At 61.2% G+C, this 20,312-nt stretch carries 14 protein-coding genes; 9 read left to right on the forward strand and 5 right to left on the reverse strand.

Annotated features, from left to right (window positions below; all coding sequences use genetic code 11):
* Positions 1-15: 15 nt before the first annotated feature.
* From FBY03_RS04490 to FBY03_RS04505, 4 genes are all read right to left on the reverse strand, one after another.
* Positions 16-3,858, reverse strand: a complete 3,843-nt coding sequence (locus FBY03_RS04490) for a type VI secretion protein IcmF/TssM N-terminal domain-containing protein (RefSeq protein WP_147170998.1) — start codon at positions 3,856-3,858, stop codon at positions 16-18.
* On the reverse strand, positions 3,855-4,619 hold the full coding sequence (locus FBY03_RS04495; protein ID WP_147170999.1) for a DotU family type IV/VI secretion system protein: 765 nt from the start codon (positions 4,617-4,619) through the stop codon (positions 3,855-3,857). Before FBY03_RS04495 ends, FBY03_RS04490 begins: the two co-directional genes overlap by 4 nt.
* Before the next feature lie 9 nt (positions 4,620-4,628).
* Entirely contained in the window at positions 4,629-5,969 is a 1,341-nt protein-coding gene (gene tssK / locus FBY03_RS04500; protein WP_147171000.1) for a type VI secretion system baseplate subunit TssK, read from the reverse strand.
* Between the two features lie 69 nt (positions 5,970-6,038).
* Positions 6,039-6,515 carry a type VI secretion protein gene (locus FBY03_RS04505; protein ID WP_147171001.1) on the reverse strand — a complete coding sequence of 159 codons (477 nt, stop codon included), beginning with the start codon at positions 6,513-6,515 and terminating at the stop codon, positions 6,039-6,041.
* 192 nt (positions 6,516-6,707) lie between these two features.
* Between FBY03_RS04505 and tssB the strand changes: the two genes are divergently transcribed.
* The 9 genes from tssB (at position 6,708) to FBY03_RS04550 (ending at position 18,517) form a co-directional block, all read left to right on the forward strand.
* Positions 6,708-7,265: a type VI secretion system contractile sheath small subunit gene (tssB, locus tag FBY03_RS04510; protein WP_147171002.1), complete on the forward strand. Its 558-nt coding sequence runs from the start codon at positions 6,708-6,710 to the stop codon at positions 7,263-7,265.
* A 19-nt stretch (positions 7,266-7,284) separates the two neighbouring features.
* Positions 7,285-8,763: a type VI secretion system contractile sheath large subunit gene (gene tssC, locus FBY03_RS04515; RefSeq protein WP_147171003.1), complete on the forward strand. Its 1,479-nt coding sequence runs from the start codon at positions 7,285-7,287 to the stop codon at positions 8,761-8,763.
* 80 nt (positions 8,764-8,843) lie between these two features.
* A complete protein-coding gene (locus FBY03_RS04520) occupies positions 8,844-9,341 on the forward strand; it encodes an Hcp family type VI secretion system effector (protein WP_147171004.1) in 498 nt (165 codons plus the stop codon).
* Positions 9,342-9,344: 3 nt separating this feature from the next.
* Complete coding sequence (gene tssE / locus FBY03_RS04525) at positions 9,345-9,791, forward strand: type VI secretion system baseplate subunit TssE (protein ID WP_147171005.1); 447 nt, start codon at positions 9,345-9,347, stop codon at positions 9,789-9,791.
* Positions 9,775-11,568: a type VI secretion system baseplate subunit TssF gene (gene tssF / locus FBY03_RS04530; RefSeq protein ID WP_147171006.1), complete on the forward strand. Its 1,794-nt coding sequence runs from the start codon at positions 9,775-9,777 to the stop codon at positions 11,566-11,568. Before tssE ends, tssF begins: the two co-directional genes overlap by 17 nt.
* Positions 11,532-12,551, forward strand: a complete 1,020-nt coding sequence (tssG, locus tag FBY03_RS04535; RefSeq protein WP_147171007.1) for a type VI secretion system baseplate subunit TssG — start codon at positions 11,532-11,534, stop codon at positions 12,549-12,551. The genes tssF and tssG overlap by 37 nt, the downstream gene beginning before the upstream one ends.
* 1 nt (position 12,552) lies before the next feature.
* Complete coding sequence (tssH, locus tag FBY03_RS04540; RefSeq protein ID WP_147171008.1) at positions 12,553-15,099, forward strand: type VI secretion system ATPase TssH; 2,547 nt, start codon at positions 12,553-12,555, stop codon at positions 15,097-15,099.
* 824 nt (positions 15,100-15,923) lie between these two features.
* A complete protein-coding gene (gene tssI / locus FBY03_RS04545) occupies positions 15,924-17,930 on the forward strand; it encodes a type VI secretion system tip protein TssI/VgrG (RefSeq protein WP_147171009.1) in 2,007 nt (668 codons plus the stop codon).
* A 38-nt stretch (positions 17,931-17,968) separates the two neighbouring features.
* Positions 17,969-18,517 (forward strand): toxin-antitoxin system YwqK family antitoxin, encoded by a 549-nt coding sequence (locus FBY03_RS04550; protein ID WP_147171010.1) that lies wholly within the window; start codon positions 17,969-17,971, stop codon positions 18,515-18,517.
* Positions 18,518-18,619: 102 nt separating this feature from the next.
* Here FBY03_RS04550 and FBY03_RS04555 read toward each other — a convergent pair whose 3' ends face one another.
* Positions 18,620-19,012, reverse strand: a complete 393-nt coding sequence (locus FBY03_RS04555; RefSeq protein ID WP_147171011.1) for a DUF4280 domain-containing protein — start codon at positions 19,010-19,012, stop codon at positions 18,620-18,622.
* Positions 19,013-20,312 lie beyond the last annotated feature (1,300 nt).

Consider the following 20,312-nt stretch of genomic DNA (forward strand, 5'->3'; position numbering starts at 1 on the left):
GACAGGGGCTGACTCCTAAAGTGTGCCGGGCTTGGCGGATGAGACGGAATCCGGCCAGGCGGCGGATGCTGGCGGACTGAACAACGGCGATGCAGGTGCCTTGACCGGCAAGGGTGCGATGGCCAGCGGGGACTTGCCACTGGCGTTCATTAACGCAACGCGGACAAACATCTGCGCATAGTTGTCGCTGTTGTGGGGGGCATAGACCGGCAGGCGGAAGGCCAGGGGTGTCTCGCTGTAGTCAACAGTGGGCACCCGCTCGAAGGCGACATGGGTGCGCAGCAGGCGTAGCAGCGCCCAGGCGCCCGCATATTCCCAGCCCGCTTCCTGCTCGAACACCGCCAAACTCGCTTGCAGGGGGTCGTCGGCCGGCTTCTGCGCGGCGTTCTTGGCCCAGCGCAACAGCAGTTTGACCGGTTGTCCAAGGGTCCAGCGCAGGCGGTGGTCATCCTCGGCGGGATAGCCTATCTGCTGGCTGCCCGCCTGCAAGGACCACTGGATGACCTGGTCGGCACCCAGTTCGGCCTCGCGATCGGTACGCCAACGCACGTCCAGGTCGATGCCTTTGATCCCGTCCTTATCGCGTTGGAACAGCGGGTCGAGCCAGCCCCTGGCCCGCTGTAGCTGCTCGAGGAAAGCCAGTGCTGCTGGGGCATCCGCCGAGACACTTTGCGCGAGGCCGGTTTGCGCCTGGGGTAGATCCTTGTCGAGTAGTTGCAGGAACAGGCGTACCCGATCGGGGTCCGCATCCGGGGCGTCCAGGTTGAAGGCGAAGGGAAAGCGCCCTGCAAGGTACTGAGAGAAGTAGGTCGACAGGCGATTCCAAGCCGCCGCCGCAGTTTGTTCCTGTAGGTAGGTGCAACGCTCGGAGGCCTGGCCGGCGACGTCGCGGGCGCGCCGCGAAAAGGCATCCGCGCCGCTGGGTAACTCGACTTCGCCGAGGGTGGTATGGCAGGTCGTTAGCTCCATGGCATTCAGGCTGTTGGCGAAGCGTTCGAATAACGCCGGGGCGCTGCTGGGGTTCTTTTCCGTGTATTTCTGCAGCTCCACGGCCATCGCCTGCCAGCGTTGCAGCTGTTCGATATTACCAGCGGCCAGGTTGCGGCGATTGAGTTGCAGCCATTCGAGAGCAGGTACCACGCGGTCATGCAAGTCGCTGATCAGATCGATCTGGCCGGCCAGGTACTGTTGCATGTCCTGCGCGGTGGCGGAACGATAGGCTCGCAGTCCGGCGTTCTTGCTGCCGTCCCACCAACTGAAGTCGCCGTGTAGGGGTTGGTACAGGGCCAGGGTTTGCAACTCGGCGTCGGCGTTGTCGAGGTCTTTCAGGGCACGTCGGTTCAATTCCTGCAGCAGGGCGTCGGCCATGTCCTGGTGGCCGAGTGCCTGGAACTCCGTTGCCACTGCGCTGGAGTCCTGGGCCGACACATTGAAGGCAAGGGCGCCGTTAAAATTAGCGGTTGTGCTTGGTTTGAGTGTGGTGAACAGTCTCCAGAGGGTTACTGCGGTACTCGATTGAGCGCTGCCGGTTAACGCGCCGCGGTATTCATAGGGCACCTTGGCGACCCCTTGTTCGAGGTAATTACGGTAGCTGGCGAAATAGCGCATGGCTGCAGTCAAACTCTCACCATCAATACCGATCAAGGGTGCGCCGATGTGGGACTGACCATCGTCGGCCATAGCCGCTGCAGCGAAGTCCTGGTTCAGCAACATATCGATGGCGTTTTCCAGCTTTGTCAGGCTGGGCTGAAAGTCGATGCTGCCGCCGTTCTGCTGACGCAGGATGCTGTTCTGTGGCTCGCCATCGTCCAACCATTGTTCGTGGAACACTTTCTGTAAGAGGCTCGCATGGTCGAGCACTTGGTCGACCATCGCCGGACCGATCAGCTTGCTCTGGCGAGCGGCTTCGAGCATGGCGGAATAACCCGGAGCCAAATCCTCGCCCGAGCTGCGACTCCAGGCGATGTTGGTGGCTGCAACCAAACGGCGTAGCTGCGCGATATTCAGGCTCAGTTCTTCCAGATCGAGTATCGAGTTGCGCTGGCCGTTTTGCAGATGTTGCAGGTGACGCCGGACCTGGCCAGCCGTGCTGCTGAAACTTTCGTCGGCGAACAAGCGGTCGAGCCATAGACGCATGAGTAAAACGAAGTGTTTACCCGTTTGCTGGCGGATACCCGTGAGTTCGATGGGGCTGGCCAGGGCTTGCGGAGTGCGAGCAAACAGCCAGTTATAGCGGGCGTGCAAGGGTAGGGTCTGGGCATTCAGCTCGAGGTGGAGCAGGTCGCCGGAGAGTGCCGCGGCATCGTCCAGCGGGCTTTTGCTGCCGAGCAACATATGATTGAACTGGGCGCTGTGCTTTTCCAGGGCTTGGGCTTGATTCAGCAACTCCTTGGCGCGCACATAGCTCGGCCATTCCTCTGGTGAGGCGGCGTCGCCGGTTTGGCGCCGGCGCTTCTCCATGCCTGCGATAGTGACCTCGGCGATGTTGCGTTGCAGGGCCGCATGCAGGGGCTGATAAAGTTTCTGGCCGACTGAGTCGAGTAGCTGCTGGATCAGTTGTCGGTCTAACGAAGAAAACAGCGAGCTGGGCAGGATTACCGAGGAAAAGCGCCAGCGCGGGGCTTCGGCCAGCAGCGTCCAGGCAGTACTGACACTTTTGCGGGCACCATCGTCGCTAAGCAGGCCGCTCCGATGATCGGTTTTCAGCTCATGCAGCAAGCCGGCCAGGCTGTCGGCCTGCTCGCGCTCGACCTGCCACAGCCACAGCATGCCGACCAGCCAGAACAGGCCGAGTAGCGCAGCGCTGGCACCGGCCACGCGCTGCCAGCGCCGACGCAGGTGGAGGATGCGTGGCACCGGTTGTGCCAGGCCCTGTTCGGCGAGCACGCGTTGGCGCAGCAGGCGGCGGACGAACAGAGGTTCGCGTGGCAACTCTGCAACGTCGGTCAATGGGTCGGCGTCAGCCCCGGGAACCGCCAGGGCTGCGCAGAAATAGATGCCGCGCAACTGCGCTGCCTCGCCCTGAGTGCTGCCGTGAAACACTGGGTCGCAGAGAACCTGGAGGTTGCTGCGAATGGCATCGAACTGGCGCGGCAATAGATAGAGTGCTTCTTCTACCTTGCCGGATAGCACGCCCAGTTCGGTAATCTCCTCTGACAACATTCGCACCAGTTGGTCGAGGGCTATTTCGCTCCATTCCGGGTGCCAGGCGGTATCCGCAGCAAATGGCGAAGACCAGCCGAATATGCGGTCACGGGCTTCATCCGGTAGCGCGTCGGCCAGCTCCTTGATCCCGGGCACTGTTTCCAGACCGGTCACCACTAGATAGACCGGCACGCTCAGGCCTAGACGCTGGAGCATCTCATTGAATTTGCGACGAGCCCTCAAACCGGTCGCAGCGGCCTGTTCGGTCGACCACAGTTGCTCGGCCGGCAGTGTCCAGATCACCGCATCCAAGGGCCGGCCCGCACGCATCATCAGCAGTAAGCGCAGCAGGCGCCACCAGGCGCTAATCTGCACCAGTGCACCTTCGCCGTGATTGAACATGGCGCCAGGCACGGCCAGCACAGCGGCGTCGCTGTCGTACCACCAGCGGCCGAACCAGCCGGGTTTACCCGAGCTGGACAGGCGCCAGGCACGACACAGTTCACTGCTTTGCTGCTCGTCACCCAGCAGCATCAGCCAGGGGGTCTGGTAGCGATCCTTGAGGCCAAGATCGCGCTCCATCTGCTGTACGGCGAGATAACAACTACGGGCGCTACCATCGACTCGTCGACGTAGCCACCAGATCAGCACCGCCAGCAGGAGCAGAACAACCAGCAGGCCAAGTACCAGCAGGGTTATTTCCAGGCCGCTCATGGCTGTTGCTCCAGGCTCTTGTCGGCTTGGTAAAGCGCGGGTTCGAGGTGCCGGGCGATGTCGCGCCAGAACAGATGGCCGATGCCGAACATCAACACCAGGCCCAGGCCGATACACAGGCTCAGGCGCAAACCATCGGGCAATATGCGTTGTACCGGTTGTCGATTCGGCGGTGTTGCCGCCGGCTGCTCAAGCATGACTCCGATTTGCCGGATATCGGCGTCGCGCTGCCAGGCGAAGGCGAACAGGGCGTAGCGCCATTTCTCATGCAAGGCCTGGCCGCGCGCGCCGCGTAGGCGCCCCTGGAAACCCAGGGTCAGGCACTGCAGGTAAACGTTGGCCAGGTCTCGGGTGGCGGGGTCGGATTCGCCGAGCAACTTGTTGATCGCTCGTGGAAGGCGCTCACCCGCAGCGCGGCTGCTGAACAGGCGAAACTCCAAGGGTTGCTCCTGCCATTGTGTCTGGCCTGGCCATGGAGTGAATAGCAGGTTTTCGTCGAGCAAGGCGACGAAGGCATAGACCATGGCTTTGGCCTGACTGCCAGGCGCATCGCCCACCGCGGCGTAGGCATCGTGCCACAGCCGACGAGTCAGCCGGCTGGCCTCTGCTGCGGCCTTGGCGGTGACCAGTTCGGCGTGCTCGGTACTGCCTGAGCAGCCAGACCAGAACTCCAGCCATTGCGCCCAGGTCCTGCCGAAGGCCGCACTCAACGGGGCCTCGTTCATCGAGCCAAGCCGCAGGCGCGCTAAATTCTCTGACATGGGTTGTCCTTACTCGCCACTGTTGCCATTGGGCTCGGCAACGAATAGCACGACTTCCCAAGGCTCGACCCCGGCCCCCCCGCCGGGCACCAGAATACGCAGACGCTGGCGGGGGTCGAACCATTCACGTTCGGCTTGCAGGGCGAACAAACGGGTGTCCTCGCCGACGCTGTAGGTGATTTGTTCGGTGCGGCTCAGCGGCTGTTGCGGCATGCCGTGCATACGCTGGCGGGCGAGAGTGGCGATATGCGTTTCCGAGGCGACTATGGCACTTTCCAGCCATTGGCCGGCGGCGCGTTCGCCGACGCCGGCGGGCATGCGCAGGCCGATCACCAGGCGCTGCCAGAGTTCTTCGCAGGCGGGTAGGTCGATCCAGAAACCTTGCTTGTCACGGGCGAAGGTAAGGCTGCGATAGCCAGCCCGCACCAGATCCAGGGTGGCGTTCAGCCAATCCAGCAGCTCTTCGTAACCGGCCAGCAGCTCTTCATAAACCAATGGCTTGAACGCCGGTACGCCGGCCAGCGGATTGAGCGCACAAAGAGAACCGGCCATACCGTTGAGCAGCCCATGCAAGGTGGCGGGGTGGGCAACGCGGCTGGCCAATGCAGCCTCTACTTCCGGCAGGCGTGCCCAGAGTGCGGCGAGCAGACGGCCGATTTCTGCGGCGTCCTCGGCATTGGCAGCCTGGTGCGCCTGGCGCAGGCGACCGGAGAGGAACACGCATTTTTCCCGGGTGCGTGCACACAGCGCCGCAACCTTGTGGCCGAGAGCCGATTCCGGCCGAACTCGCGAGGTGGGTGCCACGTAGGCGATGCGGGCATAGCCTCCGCCCTGCTTACCGATGCGCAGCAGCGGCAGGCATATCGAGTCGGCCTTGTTGTTTTCGCTGACCAGGCGTAGGTCGGCGCGCCAGACGCTAATGGGTTCGGGAAATTGGCCGCTGGCCAGATCCGGCACCGGCTCGCCCTGCATCGAGACGTAGCGCCCGCCGAGCGGGGCCAGCTGCCCGCCGCGGTACAGCGGCGCGACGGCGAGGTAGACGGTGGTCATGCCCTGAGGCGAGGCGTCGATCGCCTCCACCACATCGAGTTCCAGGGCACTCCGGCTGGTGGCGTCGAAGCCGACCGGCAAACCATCCGGGAGGATGGCATCGAGGGCGCTGATGCGGACCTTGCCGTTGCTTAGTGCGGCTTCATCCACCTCGAGCAGGTCGCTGCCCCAAAACCAGGGTTGCGCCGCTGAGGCCTGGCGCGCGGACAGCGTCTCGGCTCGTAAGCCCTGTAACTGAAAGTGCTGGGGCAACAGGTGCATGCCTTCATGCCAACAAATCGCATCGGGTATGCCGCTCATACTACGCCCCCTCAGACATCCATTTTATCCAGCAGGGAGCGTTTCCCTGCCCGCGATTCCGTGTGCTGCTCAGCGTGGAGATGCGTCTCCGAGCAAACGCATATTTTTGCTTTCGAAGCGAAGCCAGACCGTCTTTTGCTGATCCAGACGCAGTCTATGCGTACCGGGATTGTTATAGCCGGCATACACCAAAAGTCCAACCGCGTGGTTGCCGGCCATGGGAATGTCGCGCGACTCCATGAATTGCCCAGGAACCAACTCCAGGCTCCATACATCGATGGCCTGGAGGTAGTCGCGGCGGAGCTGTTCGCGTTGTTCGAACCATTGTTTGGATGGGATCGACAGCAGCAGTTTGTACAGCTCAGGGTCCTGTACCGCGACGAAATCTACCGCCAATGGGGTGTCGCTGTTGGCCCGTGGCGCCACGTCCAGGGTCAAGGAACGTAGTTCGATCGAGGGCTTGAACAACGAGCAAGCGCTCAGCAGAAGGAGAAGACTGACACAACCGAGGGTTTTGATCGGGGAGATGAAACGTCCGAGTTTCATAAGAGCCTTAGCGCGAAGTTGATTTGCTTTTTTATAGACCTGTTCTAGCGTCTTTGGTAGTTCGCCGCTAGGCCGAATGAAGGGATCGCAACTGTCTGGTTAGCCATTGAGCGCCGGAAAGGATCCACAAGGAGCGTGATGGAGAGGGAAACCCAAACATTGCGCGGCTGCCCAATGTTTGGAGAAGGGAACATGGCTGAGAGTACCCAACACAAGCTCGATCGAGTACGTCCCCCACGTGTGCAGATCACCTATGACGTAGAAATTGGCGACGCCATCGAGAAGAAGGAGTTGCCCCTGGTGGTCGGCATTCTCGCCGATCTGTCTGGAAAACCGGAAACCCCCCTGGCGAAGCTGAGCGAGCGGCGCTTCGTTGAGATCGACCGTGACAACTTCAACGAGGTGCTCGCGTCAGCCGCCCCGCGGTTGGCCGTGCAAGTCGACAATCGCATCAGTGACGATGGCAGCAAGCTCAACGTCGCGTTGAATTTCGCCCATTTCGATGATTTCGATCCGGTCAATCTGGTCAAGCAGGTGACTCCACTGCGTCGTCTGTTCGAGGCGCGTCAGCGCTTACGCGACTTGCTCACCAAGCTCGACGGCAACGATGACCTGGACAAGCTACTGCAGGAAGTGGTGGCCAACACCGAGGGCTTGCAGGAAATCAAGGCGGCGCGTCCCGAAGCGGCAGCGGACAGCGAGCCGGCACCTGCTGACACCCCCGACCAGCCCGAAGAACCCCAAGCCTGATTAATTCTGGAGAATTTCCATGGCCGAAACAGAACCCGGTGCACAGGGCTCAGCGCAGTCCGCCACCCTGTCCCTGCTCGATCGAATCGTCGCCGAAGGCCGCATGGCTCACGACGACAGCCAGCAAGCCTATGCCCGCGACATGCTGGCCGAGTTTGCCACCCAAGTGCTTGACGAAGGCATGGTCGTCGATAAAGACACCGTGGCCATGATCAATGACCGTATCGAACAGATCGATCAACTGATCAGCAGCCAACTCAACGAAATCCTGCATCACCCGGAGGTGAAGAAACTGGAAGCCTCCTGGCGTGGCTTGCACTTTTTGGTGATGAATACCGAAACCAGCACCCGGCTGAAGCTGCGCCTGTTCAACGTGACCCAGAAGGAGTTGTTGAACGACCTGGAAAAGGCCGTGGAGTTCGACCAAAGCGTGTTGTTCAAGAAGGTCTATGAAGAGGACTACGGTACCTTCGGCGGGCACCCCTTCAGCTTGCTGATGGGCGACTTCGAGTTCGGGCGTCATCCGCAGGACATCGCCCTGCTGGAAAAACTCTCCAACGTCGCCGCTGCCGCTCACGCACCTTTCATCTCCGCCGCCAGCCCGCGACTGTTCGATATGAGCAGTTTCACCGAGCTTGCCGTACCCCGTGACCTGGCCAAGGTTTTCGAGAGCATGGAGTTGATTAAGTGGCGTTCGTTCCGCGCCAGTGAAGACTCGCGCTACGTGTCGCTGGTGCTGCCGCATGTGCTGCTGCGTTTGCCCTATGGCCCGGAGACCCTGCCGGTAGAGGGCATGAACTACGTCGAGGACGTCAACGGCACCGACCACAGCAAATACCTGTGGGGCAATGCCGCCTGGGCGTTGACCCAGCGCATTACCGAAGCTTTTGCCCGCTATGGTTGGTGCGCGGCCATTCGCGGCGTGGAAGGCGGTGGTGCGGTTGAAGGGCTGCCGGCGCATACCTTCACCACCAGCGCAGGCGACCTGGCGCTCAAGTGCCCGACCGAGGTGGCGATCACCGACCGCCGCGAGAAGGAACTCGATGGCCTGGGTTTCATTTCCCTCTGTCACAAGAAGAACAGCGACCTGGCGGTGTTCTTCGGCGGCCAGACCACCAACATGGCCAAGCTCTACAACACCAACGAGGCCAACTCCAATGCCCGCATCTCGGCGATGTTGCCCTACGTCCTGGCTGCCTCGCGTTTCGCCCACTACCTCAAGGTGATCATGCGCGACAAGATCGGCAGCTTTATGACCCGGGACAACGTGCAGACCTACCTGAACAACTGGATCTCCGACTACGTGCTGATCAACGACAACGCGCCCCAGGAAATCAAGGCGCAGTATCCGCTACGCGAGGCGCGAGTGGATGTCAGCGAAGTGGCCGGCAAGCCCGGTGCCTACCGCGCCACGGTGTTCCTGCGGCCGCATTTCCAACTTGAGGAGCTGACCGCCTCAATCCGGCTGGTGGCAAGTTTGCCTCCACCGGCGGCCTGAATCCTTCTGCCGGCCTTTGGGCCGGCAGTTGTTCTTTACCTCGTTTCTTCTTCTTTTATTAGATTCAGGAGTGTCATGCGATGGATGCGATCATTCTCGATCTGGGCGCGGATATAAAAGGCGATAGCTTGCTCGAAGGCTTTGCCGACAAGATCGAACTGATGTCTTACAGCCACAACGTCGCCATGCAGGTGACCAATGACGTCAGCAACTCGGAGCGCACCTCCGGCCGACCCCATGTCGGTGAATTCACCCTCACCAAATTTATCGATACCTCGACCCCCACCCTCAACGAATACTGCTGTTCCGGCAAACCTATTGCCGAGGCCAAGATCACCCTCGGGCGCAACGCCGCGGAGGGCAGCGGGCAGATTCTGCCGTTTATCGTCTACACCCTGTCCAACGTGGTGCTGTCCAACGTCAGTGTCAGCGGCGGAACGGGGGGCAAGCCGGTGGAAACGCTGTCGCTCAACTTCACTAAAATCAAATGGGAGTTGACCGCCCAGAAGGACGACGGCACCAAGGAGGGCACCGCCGCGTCTACCTGGGATATGGCCGCCAACAAGGTCGTCAAGTAACAGGTGGCTGCTCCCCGGCAGCGCGCCCGGGCACCGCTGCTCGAGCGCCTGGCCGCACAGAACGAGAACGAGGTTGGGCAGGCGCGGAGCTTCGATCGCCAGGCACTTGGCGAGTCGGTGCGTCAAGAGCTGTTGCGTCTGCTCAACACCCGGCGCTCGGTGCGGCCATTACTCAAACAGGCGACGGTCATCGATTACGGTATTGCCGACTGGAGCGGTCTGTATGCCGATCGCAGCGACGACCGTCTCAAATTGGCCAGGGACATTCGCTTGGCCATCAATCATTTCGAGCCGCGTTTGCAACTGACCGAAGTGGATGTGCAGCCACTGGATGGCAGTCGTCATGCCTTACAGGTGCGCATTGCCGGGCAGCTGCGCGGCAGTGAGGTCTGGCCTGTGGTGTTTGTCATGGATATGGCCAACGGAGTGGTGCATGAGCGACTCGATTGACGAGCAACTGCTGGATTACTACCAGCGCGAGCTGACCTGGTTGCGTCAGGCCGGTGCCGGGTTCGCCGAGCGTTACCCGAAGATCGCCAGCCGCTTGGAGCTCTCTGCCGGCGAATGCCCGGATCCCCATGTCGAGCGCCTGCTGGAGGGCTTTTCACTGCTCTCCGCACGGCTGCAACGGCGCCTGGATGACGGCTATGCCGAGTTCAGTGATGCACTGTTGGAACAACTCTACCCACTGGCTTTACGCCCGTTGCCATCGTGCGCCATCGCTCGCTTCGAGCCGGACCCGAGTAAGGGCAATATCAGCGAAGGCTATGCCTTGCCCCGCGACACCCCGCTGTTCGTGACCACCGCCAGCGGCGACAGCGTGCATTTTCGCAGCACCGCCCCCGTTACCCTGTGGCCCCTTGAAGTGGTCGATGCGGTCCTGCTCGACACCGAGGAAACCCAGGCCCTGACCGGGGCCCCACAGGCTCGCTCGGCTTTGCGCTTGAGCTTGCGCTGCCTGGCCGAGGAGCCCTGGAGCGCCTTGCCGATTCGCACCCTGCGGATCCATCTGGCCGGCTCGCCAGTCACCGCCGCCGCGCTCTACGATTTGCTGTGCGGTAACGCGTTACACACCCTTTGCGGTCTGCCCGGTCTTCAGCCCCGCGCCATTGCCGGCTGCCCGGAGCCGGTTGGCTTCAACCCAGAGGAAGCCTTGCTCCCGGATGAGGATGGCCTGCACCCTGGCCTGCGTCTGCTGGCTGAGTATTTCGCCTGCCCGGAAAAGTTCGCCTTCTTCGATATTCCGCTGACGATTCCGAGCGATGCCGGCGAGTTGCTCGACATCTATATTCTGTTCGACCGGGTACCCAGCGCGCGGGTCAGCCTGCGTCCGGAAGACATCGCCCTGGGCTGCGCCCCGGTGATCAACCTGTTTCCGCGCACCTCCGAGCCGCTACGCCCCGACGGTACCCGCAGCGAGTATCGGCTGATCGCCGACAGCTACCGTGAGAACAGCGTGGAGATCCACAGCATTCGCAATCTGCGCGCCGGCACCGGCCAGCGCGCCCAGTGGATCTCGCCTTATTACGCCTGCCAGCACGGAGTGGGCGCCGGTCGCCTGTTCTGGCATGCCCGGCGGATCTCCGGGCGTAATCCGGGCCGACACGGTACCGACATGCTGCTTAGCCTGGTGGATACCCACTTCAACCAGACAGTGGACATCCCCGACTACAGCCTTACCGCCGAGCTGCTATGCACCAGCCGGCACCTGGCGGAAACCCTTCCGGCGGGCACCCGCCTGGATTTCGAACGGCCGGGGCCGGTCATGCGGGTCAGCCTGCTGCGTTCGCCCCATGCGCAATCGATGCCTGCACTCGGTGGTGCCTCGCGCTGGCGCCTGGTCTCGCAGTTAACCCTCAATCACCTGTCTTTGGTCGAGGGTGAACAGGCCCTGGCCGCCCTCAAGGAAATGCTGACGTTGCATAACCTGCGCGATGAGGCCGCCGCGCGCCGACAGATTGAGGGGCTGCTTGGGGTCGCTAGCGTACGCATCGTTGAGCGCGCCGGCAGCGATGCCTGGCGCGGTTGGCGCAATGGTCTGGAAGTACGCGTCAGCCTGGACCCGCAGCATTTCGTGGGTGCCAGTCCCTTGTTGTTTTCCGGCGTGCTGGCACAGTTTTTCTCGCTCTACGCCAATACCAACCGCTTCGTGCGCACTGTGTTGCTGCTCGGCGATAAGGAGATCAAGACATGGCGGCCACAGGTCGGCGAACCCCTGTCCCTGTAGGCGAGCGCCTGCGCGATGAGCCGCAGGTCTTCGAGTTGCTGCAGGCGCTGCTGCTGCTCGAACGCGCGCAACCGCATGCCACTCCGCTGGGGCAGGGCATCGACCCGCGCCGCGAGGCCGTGCGTCTGCGCGGTCCGCTGACCCCAGTGTTCTCCGCCAGCCAGGTGGCGCAGCTGGAATTCCCCGGACATGCTCAACCGTTGCTGAGTACGCCGGTGTTTGGCCTCGGCGGGCCGGACGGGCCACTGCCCTACGCTTATCAGGAGTGGCTGCAGCAGCGTGCGCGCCTCAAGGATCATGGGCCGGCGGAGTTTCTCGACCTGTTCCAGCACCGCCTGTTGTCGCTGCTCTATCGCATTCTGCGCAAGTATCGGGTGGCCATAGGTTTCGTGCCGCCCCAAGCCAGCCCGGTACAGGATCAACTGCGCGCCCTGACCGGCTTGCTGCCGCGCTCGCTGCAAGGGCGTCAGGCGATTCCCGATGGTTTGATTGTCGCGCGAACCGCGCTATTCGCCGGGGCGCGGCGTTCTCTCGCCGGTTTCGAAAGTATCGTCCGTCATCACTTCGCCGTGAGCGTGCGTCTCGAACAGTTCCAGGGCGCCTGGCGCGAGATCCCCGCCGCCAGTTGCAGCCACCTGGGCCGCCACGGACGCAACCTGGAGCTGGGCCGTAGTGCGGTCGCCGGCAAGCGGGTATGGGACGAGCATGCGGGCATCCGCATCGTGCTCGGCCCCTTGAATGGCCAGCGCTATCCCGGTTTTCTACCGGACGGCGCGGCCCATCGGCAATTGGCGGCGCTGGCTGCCTTCTATTTCGGCCCCGATCTGGACTGTGCGCTGCGTTTGCTGGTCAGTGAAACCCCAGCGTTGACTTTGACTCGCCAGGCGCCGCCGCGGGCCGCCTGGAATAGTTGGCTGGAGCGCCAGCCTAAGGCGCAGCTGCGCCATATCAATACTCGGCTGACTGTAGCGGGGAGTGCTTGATATGGATCTCGGTACGCTGGTCACCCGCCTCAATGCGGATTGTCGCAACGCCCTGGAGCGCGCCGCACAACGTTGCATGCAGCGCAGCCACCACTATGTGGAAGTCGAGCATCTGCTGTTGGAGCTGCTCGACATCGAAGGAGGCGATCTGGCCTGTCTGCTGCCGCGTTTCGGCTTGGAACGCGATGCGCTGAGCGCCGAAATCAACCTGGCACTGGAGCTGTTCAAGGGTGGCAGCACCCGCACTCCGGCTCTCGCACGGCACACCGTGGCCCTGCTGGAAGACGCGGTGTTACAGGCCAGCGTGCAGAATCTGGCCAGCGTGCGCTCCGGGCTCCTGCTGCTGGCCTTGCTCGAACGCGATGAACGCCGTGCCCAGTTGCTCAACAGCGCCTCCTCGCTGTTGCGCATTCCCCGGGAAACCCTGCGGGCCAACCTGCAGGAATGGACAGTCGAATCCCGCGAGGCCGGAGCCCTGGGCACGGCCAAGCGAACCAAGGGCAGCAACGCCAGCGCGGAGCCTTCGCTGCTCGAACAATTTACCCAGGATTTGACCGCCGACGCGCGCGCTGGCCGCATCGACCCCATCGTCGGCCGCGACGGCGAGATTCGCCAGAGCATCGATATCCTCCTGCGGCGCCGACAGAACAACCCGATCCTGGTCGGCGCCCCGGGCGTCGGCAAGACCGCGGTGGTCGAGGGCCTGGCCCTGCGCATCGCCGCTGGCGATGTGCCGCCGCCGCTGAAGGAGGTCAGCCTGCGGGTGCTCGACCTCGGTCTGTTGCAAGCCGGTGCCGGGGTCAAAGGCGAGTTCGAACAACGGCTGAAAGGCGTGATCGACGGCGTACGCACCTCCGCTAAGCCGGTCATTCTGTTTATCGACGAGGCGCATACCCTGGTCGGCGCCGGTGCTGCCGAAGGCCAGAGCGACGCCGCCAACTTGCTCAAACCGGCCCTGGCCCGTGGTGAATTGCGCACCATCGCCGCCACCACCTGGCTGGAGTACAAGAAGTACTTCGAGAAGGATCCCGCCTTGGCTCGACGCTTCCAACTGGTGCAGGTCGAGGAGCCGGACGAGGCCACCGCCGTTGACATGCTCCGCGGCGTGGCCGCCAAGCTCGAACAACACCACGGCGTGCAGGTACTGGATGCAGCCATTCACGATGCAGTGAAACTCTCCCATCGCTATATCCCCGGCCGCCAGCTGCCGGACAAGGCTATCAGCGTGCTGGACACCGCCTGCGCCCGCGTTGCCTTGGCCCAGCACGACGTGCCGCCGCCCCTGGAGAGCCTGCGTCATCGCCAGCTCGCCCTGCAGGACGAACTCGACCGGCTGAAGCGCGAACAGGTCACCGGCCTCGACCACGGTACGCGCATCGGAGAGCTGGCAAGCGAAGCCGTCGAGGCCCTGAAGAGCATTCGCGAACTGGAGCAGCGCTGGGGCGAGGAACGCGAGGCGGTGCGCGAACTGCTGCAGACCCGCCGTGAACTACTGGCTCTCAGCGACAGCCTCGACCCCAGCAAGCTCGACGAAGAACTGGACGGGCGTATCGACCACCTGGCTGCCGAACTGCTGCGCCTGGAAAGCGGCTTGGACGCCATTCGCGAAGACGATCCGCTGGTGCCCGAACAGGTCGACTCGAAGACCGTCGCCGCGGTGATCGCCGGCTGGACCGGTATCCCGCTGGGCAAAATGCTCGCCGATGAAGCCCATGCCCTGCGCACCCTCGGCCAGCGCATGAGCCAACGGGTGATGGGCCAGCACAGCGCCCTGCAGGCCATCGCCCAGCGCATCCAGGCCTACCGCGCCGGGCTTACCGATCCGGCCAAGCCGGTTGGGGTATTTCTCCTGCTCGGCCCCACCGGCGTCGGCAAGACCGAAACCGCCTACGCCCTGGCCGATGCCCTGTACGGCGGCGAGCGCAACCTGATCAGCATCAACCTCTCCGAATACCAGGAAGCCCACACCGTCAGCCAGCTCAAGGGCGCGCCACCCGGCTATGTCGGTTACGGCAGCGGCGGGGTGCTTACCGAAGCGGTGCGGCGCAAACCCTATTCGGTGGTGTTGCTCGACGAAATAGAAAAAGCCCACCCCGATGTGCTGGAGGCCTTCTACAACGTGTTCGACAAGGGCGTGATGGAGGACGGCACCGGCTTGGTGGTGGACTTCAAGAACACCGTGATGCTCGCCACCAGCAACGTCGGCGCCGAGTTGATCCTCGACACCCCGGCCGCACAGATCGGCAGCGACGCCTTCAATGCCTTGCTGCGCCAGGTGCTGTTGCACAACTTCCGCCCGGCCTTTCTCGCCCGCATGACTGTGGTGCCCTACCAGGATCTGGATGACTCGACCCTGGAAAACATAGTCCGCGCCAAGCTGGAAAAACTGCAAGGCCGCTACAAGGCCGCCACCGGCAAGACCTTCGAGTTCGAGCCGGGTCTGGTCAAGGCGGTATTGGCCAAGTGCAGCTCGGCGGGGGTGCGGGATATCGAAAATGTGCTGATGGCAGAAGTGGCGGGCAAGTTGGCTGAATGGGTGTTGGAGTAAATGTAGTTTGCCTCGCCCATCCCTTTTTCAATGGAATGGTAACCATCTAACTGGAGACTCACAACATGCCGAGAAGCACACAACATGCGTTGATTACCTGGATTCCAGGTTCCGAGGATGGAAGGCGCGAGGCGCGGAATCTACATAGAAAATTCCAAAGTTATTCCGTGTTAAAGGCTCCTGATAGATTGCTGCCTGGTGAGGCATCCGAATACATGTCACTCATAGCAGTCGGGCATCGAGGAGAGTTTGTCTCGGACCTTTTTGCATCGTTGGTAACCTATTTGTCCATATCCCGTGTCGGCTGGGTTGTGCTAGCAATGTGCAATTCATCCAATAAGAAATACTTCGGGCCTCTTTCCGAACATAACGAGCAACATTCTCCTGCGCAGGCATTAGCGAATAGGCTGGGCGTAAAGGTATCTGGAACGAAGCGGGACTTGCTTTTTCACGAGGTCGGTCAGGGGCTGGCCTTTGCATTGACACTTGGCGAAATCCTAATTCGGAGCAACCCAATCTCCGGAGAAGACCTGTGGTTTGACTGCGAAAAGCAGAGTGCCGTTGAGGAGCTGACTGATGCGTTCGCGAGCCTGTAGGGATCCCTAAAGTGGTCTTCCAATGACCCGCCCTACCGACACTACCACCAGCCTTTCTCTGGTCGCTTCAGCAGTCACTGCTGTATCCGGAGCGTCTCGCTGGCGAGGAGACGCTGGTCCTGTAGCCTGACGCTGAGCGGCTACGGGACCAGCGTTCTGTCTATCACCGGAAAAGGGGACTTATTTATTGGATATCGCTAAGTTGCTGCCTACTGATCGAGGTCTTTGATGCCCCGCCCCACCGACACCAGCACCAGTCTCTCCCTCAGCGCTTCGGCTCTGACTGATCTGTACCCGGAAAATTTATCCGGCGAGGAGGCGTTGAACAGTCTCGGTAGTCTGACGCTGAGCGGCAACAGCAGCACGGCCTTGACCTTGGACAGTGCGGTGGCCACGCACCTGACCGCGACTCTGCATAACGACGACAAGCAGCGTCCGCTTGATGCCCTCTGCGCGGAGATTCGTCAGCTACCCGGCGATGCTACGGCAGAGCGCTATAGCCTGCTACTGCGCCCCTGGCTGTGGTGGCTGACCCTGGCCAGCAACAACCGGGTGTTCCAGAACCTCGCGACCAGCGACATCGTTACCAGCATCTTCGACGAGCATGGTTTCAGCGACTATGAACTGAAACTGACCGCTAGCTACACGCCGCGTGAGTATTGCGTGCAATACGGCGAGAGCGATTTTGCCTTCGTTTCGCGGCTGCTGGAGGAGGAGGGCATTTTCTGGTTCTTCACCCATGCCGAGGGGGCCCACACCCTCGTATTAGGGGACAGTAACGACGCCTTCCCGCCCTGTCCGAACGCAACTACCATCGCCTACCTTGGACAGCAGTTGGGCGAGCGCGAGCTACATGGTATTCGTTCCGGGCAGATCTGCCGGCAGGCGGTTTCCGGGGTCTATCGCGCCACCGACTACGAATTCACCACGCCGACCACCGCGCTCTACGGCCAGGCCGAGGCGGCCGCCGGGCCGCTGTCGGTCTACGAACATCCCGGTGGCTATACCGCCAAGGCCCGTGGCGATGCCTTGGGCAAGCAGCGGGTGGATGCGTTGCGTAGCGAGGAAAGCCGCTTTATTGGCGAAAGCGACTGCCGCTGGCTAGTGCCGGGCCATAGTTTCACCCTCAGTGGGCACGACGACGATGCAGCGAATATCGAGTGGGTAGTAACCCGGGTCAGCCACGAAGTCTGCCACGTGCATTACCGCAACCGTTTCGAGGCAATCCCTAAAAGCACCACCTACCGACCGCCGCGCACTACTCCGAAGCCGCGTATGCATACCCAGACCGCGATAGTAGTGGGCAAGGCTGGCGAGGAGATCTGGACCGATGAATATGGCCGGATCAAGCTGCAGTTCCCCTGGGACCGCGATGGCAAGAACGATGAGAGCAGTTCCTGTTGGGTGCGGGTGGTGCTGCCCTGGAGCGGCAAAGGCTTCGGCATGCAGTTCATCCCGCGCATTGGTCAGGAAGTGATAGTGACCTTCATCGACGGCGATCCGGATCGTCCATTGGTCACCGGCTGCGTGTACAACGGCGACAACAATCTGCCCTACGAACTGCCGGCCAATCAGACCCAGTCGGGAATCAAGACCAATTCCAGCAAGGGAGGCGGCGGTTTCAACGAGTTGCGTTTCGAGGACAAGAAGGACAGCGAGGAGGTCTTCCTGCAGGCGCAGAAAGATATGACAGTCAATGTGCTCAACGACGTCACCAGCACCATTGGCCATGACGAAACCCTGACGGTGCAGAACGCCCGCACTCGTACGGTAAAGGAGGGTGACGAAACCATCACCCTGGAAAAGGGCAAGCGCAGCGTCACCATCCAGACGGGAAGCGACACCCTCGACGTGAAAGATACGCGCACCCTGAAGGTCGGTGGCGACCAGACCCACAGCACCGGTGGCAACTTCAGCCATAAGGTCACCGGCAATTACGAACTGACTGTGGACGGCAACCTGACCATCAAGGTCAACGGCACCTTGACCCTGCAAAGCGGCGGCGATTTTACGGCCAAGAGCGACGCCAACCTGACGGCTCAAGCCGGTACTGCCCTGACCAACAAGGCTGGCACCGCCCTGACCAATCAGGCCGGCACTACTCTGGACAACAAGGCCGGCACCACCCTGACCAACAACGGTGGCATCAGCCTGATCAACAAGGCCAGTGCCGATCAGACGGTGGACGGTGGCGGCATGCTGACCATCAAAGGCGGCCTGGTGCAGGTGAACTGAATGGCGACTCAACCCATGGCGGAACGGCAGGCACGGCGGTGACAGGGAAAACCGGCAAAATCAATCTGCGCCGTGGCGACCAGCAGTTGCGCGGCAACCTGCAGGACGGTGCGCTGGACGGCCCCCTGCGTATCGACGAGAACGGTCGGCCGCAGGCCAGCCTGAGCTATCGCCAGGGCGTGCTGCACGGACCTTTCGTGCTGCTGCATGCAAACGGTAAACCGGCGGCCCGGCTGGCCTTTGAAAATGGCAAGCTGCATGGACTAGCGACCTACTATGCACCGGATGGCGGCCTGCAACGTGAAGCCCATTACCGTATGGGTCTGCTACACGGCGAGGTCAAAACCTTCTTCGCCGATGGCAGCCTGGCCGAGTTGCAGTACTACCACGCCGGTCAGCTGCATGGCTTGCAGCAGCGCTTTCATCCCGACGCCAAGCTGGCCTGGCGCCAGAGCTACCAGCAAGGGCAAGTAGCAGAGGCGCAGCAGCGCTTCCATAGCGATGGCCGGCCACTGGATGAGCAGGGCCAGCCAATCTCACGCTTGGTCTGGTGGTGGCGTAGCCTAACCCAGGCCCCCGAGGCCTAAGCTGCTACTTGTCTAGCGCTGCGAGGACTAGTGCTTATGACGCGCTATAGATCGCGATGGCTATCGCCGTGCTTAGCGTACAACCGGTGCTGGCCGCCGTGATCAGGGAATCAGCATCTGCACCTGGCCGGGGTAGGTAATGCTGATCACCCCGGCGTAACTACACATCAGGGTGCAGTTGGCATCCAGCGCTGGCATCTTGCCGATCAGTACGGTGGGCGCGCCGGGTATCCAGGGGCTGGCGGTGGCGGGGATGCACGGCATGGGCGTCAGTACCCCCAGGGCTGCGGCGGTTGCTGCTGCCACCGTGGGGTTGGCTGGGCTCTGGCACATGCCAAAGGTAGTGACGTTGACCAGCGGGATGTAATCCATGATGTTCGCCGCCGGCATGCCGGCGACCATGGTGCAGTTGGTCGGCAGTACGTTGAGCACCGCCGGGGCAACACCAAAACTGCATTGCAAGGTGGCGCCAGAGCAAACTTGCGGACAGCCCATGCTTCTCTCCTTGGCAAACAACAAAGATCTGATGGAGAAGCCTAGTCCTGCTGGCGTAACGCCGCCGATAAAATCCAGCGTCGAGCATAATGCTCGGCGGCACTCTTTGCCCAACCGCTCCCGGATCGCGCCATCACAGCGTGGGCAACTGGCCATCTACCGCGGAAGGCCCCCCGTATTTACTGGATATCAGGCACAAAAAAGACGTCCGTGGACGTCTTTAGATGTTGAATTGGTGGAGCCGGGGGGATCCGACCTAACTCGTCGAATCGAGCCGCTTCCATCGAGTGGTTCAAGCCGGCACTTGGCGCAGGCCTTGTGTTGTCTGGCTTTCTCAGTACTCAAACATAGGCGGATTTTTTCGAGCGTCAAGGGCGTAACAAAATAGACTGCTGTTTCAGGGTAACCGTGTTGCGGTGGAGTGGGAGCACACTAGCGTGGGTTCCAGTTCAAATCCCTGATTAGGAGTTGAACAGGCGTCCTTAAATTTCAGGGTTAGCTTTTGAGGTTGGACAACGATCACTACGACGTTACATGCTGTGACCGAATGCGCGCTAAATGTCGCCGGGAAAGCGAGGGTTGTAGCTCGTCGAGGTTACACAGCTGTGTTTATTGCTCAAGAAATTAGCAGAGGAAGTTGAAAATCCTGGTCAGTATTTGATCGGCAGAACAGCCTCTACTTGGCCAGTTTTTGGTCAGTGATAACACGTAAGGCGCTCACTGTTCGTGTGTTTATTTGAGGTTGGTCTCGGTTTTGTGGAAGGACGTGGCTATGTTGTTTTGTTGGGTGCATATTTTTCTGTTTAAGGGAACTGTCGAGTAGAGGGTGTACATCAAAAAATGTTGCTCCATGAAGCGGGTGCGCTGTGAGAGCATGCGCTTCTATGTTCTAGGCAAAGGTCAGCAGTTTTGCGAGCCCCAAGATTCGATTCACTGAATTCCGCGCAGCCAGTGAGTAGGAGCAAAAGACAAAAAGTGGTGTTTGTTATTGTTTTCATTAGGTAGCTCATTTTTTTGTTATTGGTGGGCTAATAATTCACTATGAATTTATACGTCGCCTTTCCTCAAGGGTCAACAGCGATCTCCGCCGCTCGTCGCATTTTCGACGGTGGAGGGGGTGGCCAACGAATCCTCTTATGAATTAGTCCTTCGAATTTATACGTGCCCAGTGTGAGTAAAGTTAGATTATTTGCTCACGGATTAGCTTGTTGTTCGAACCGATACTACCCCTTAGGACGGCAACCAATGCCAATGGACGGGGGCTTTTCGCTATGGTGAGCATCAGTGTACGTTTGGTTTT

The organism is Pseudomonas sp. SJZ079, from assembly GCF_007993865.1.
Taxonomy (GTDB): Bacteria; Pseudomonadota; Gammaproteobacteria; order Pseudomonadales; family Pseudomonadaceae; genus Aquipseudomonas.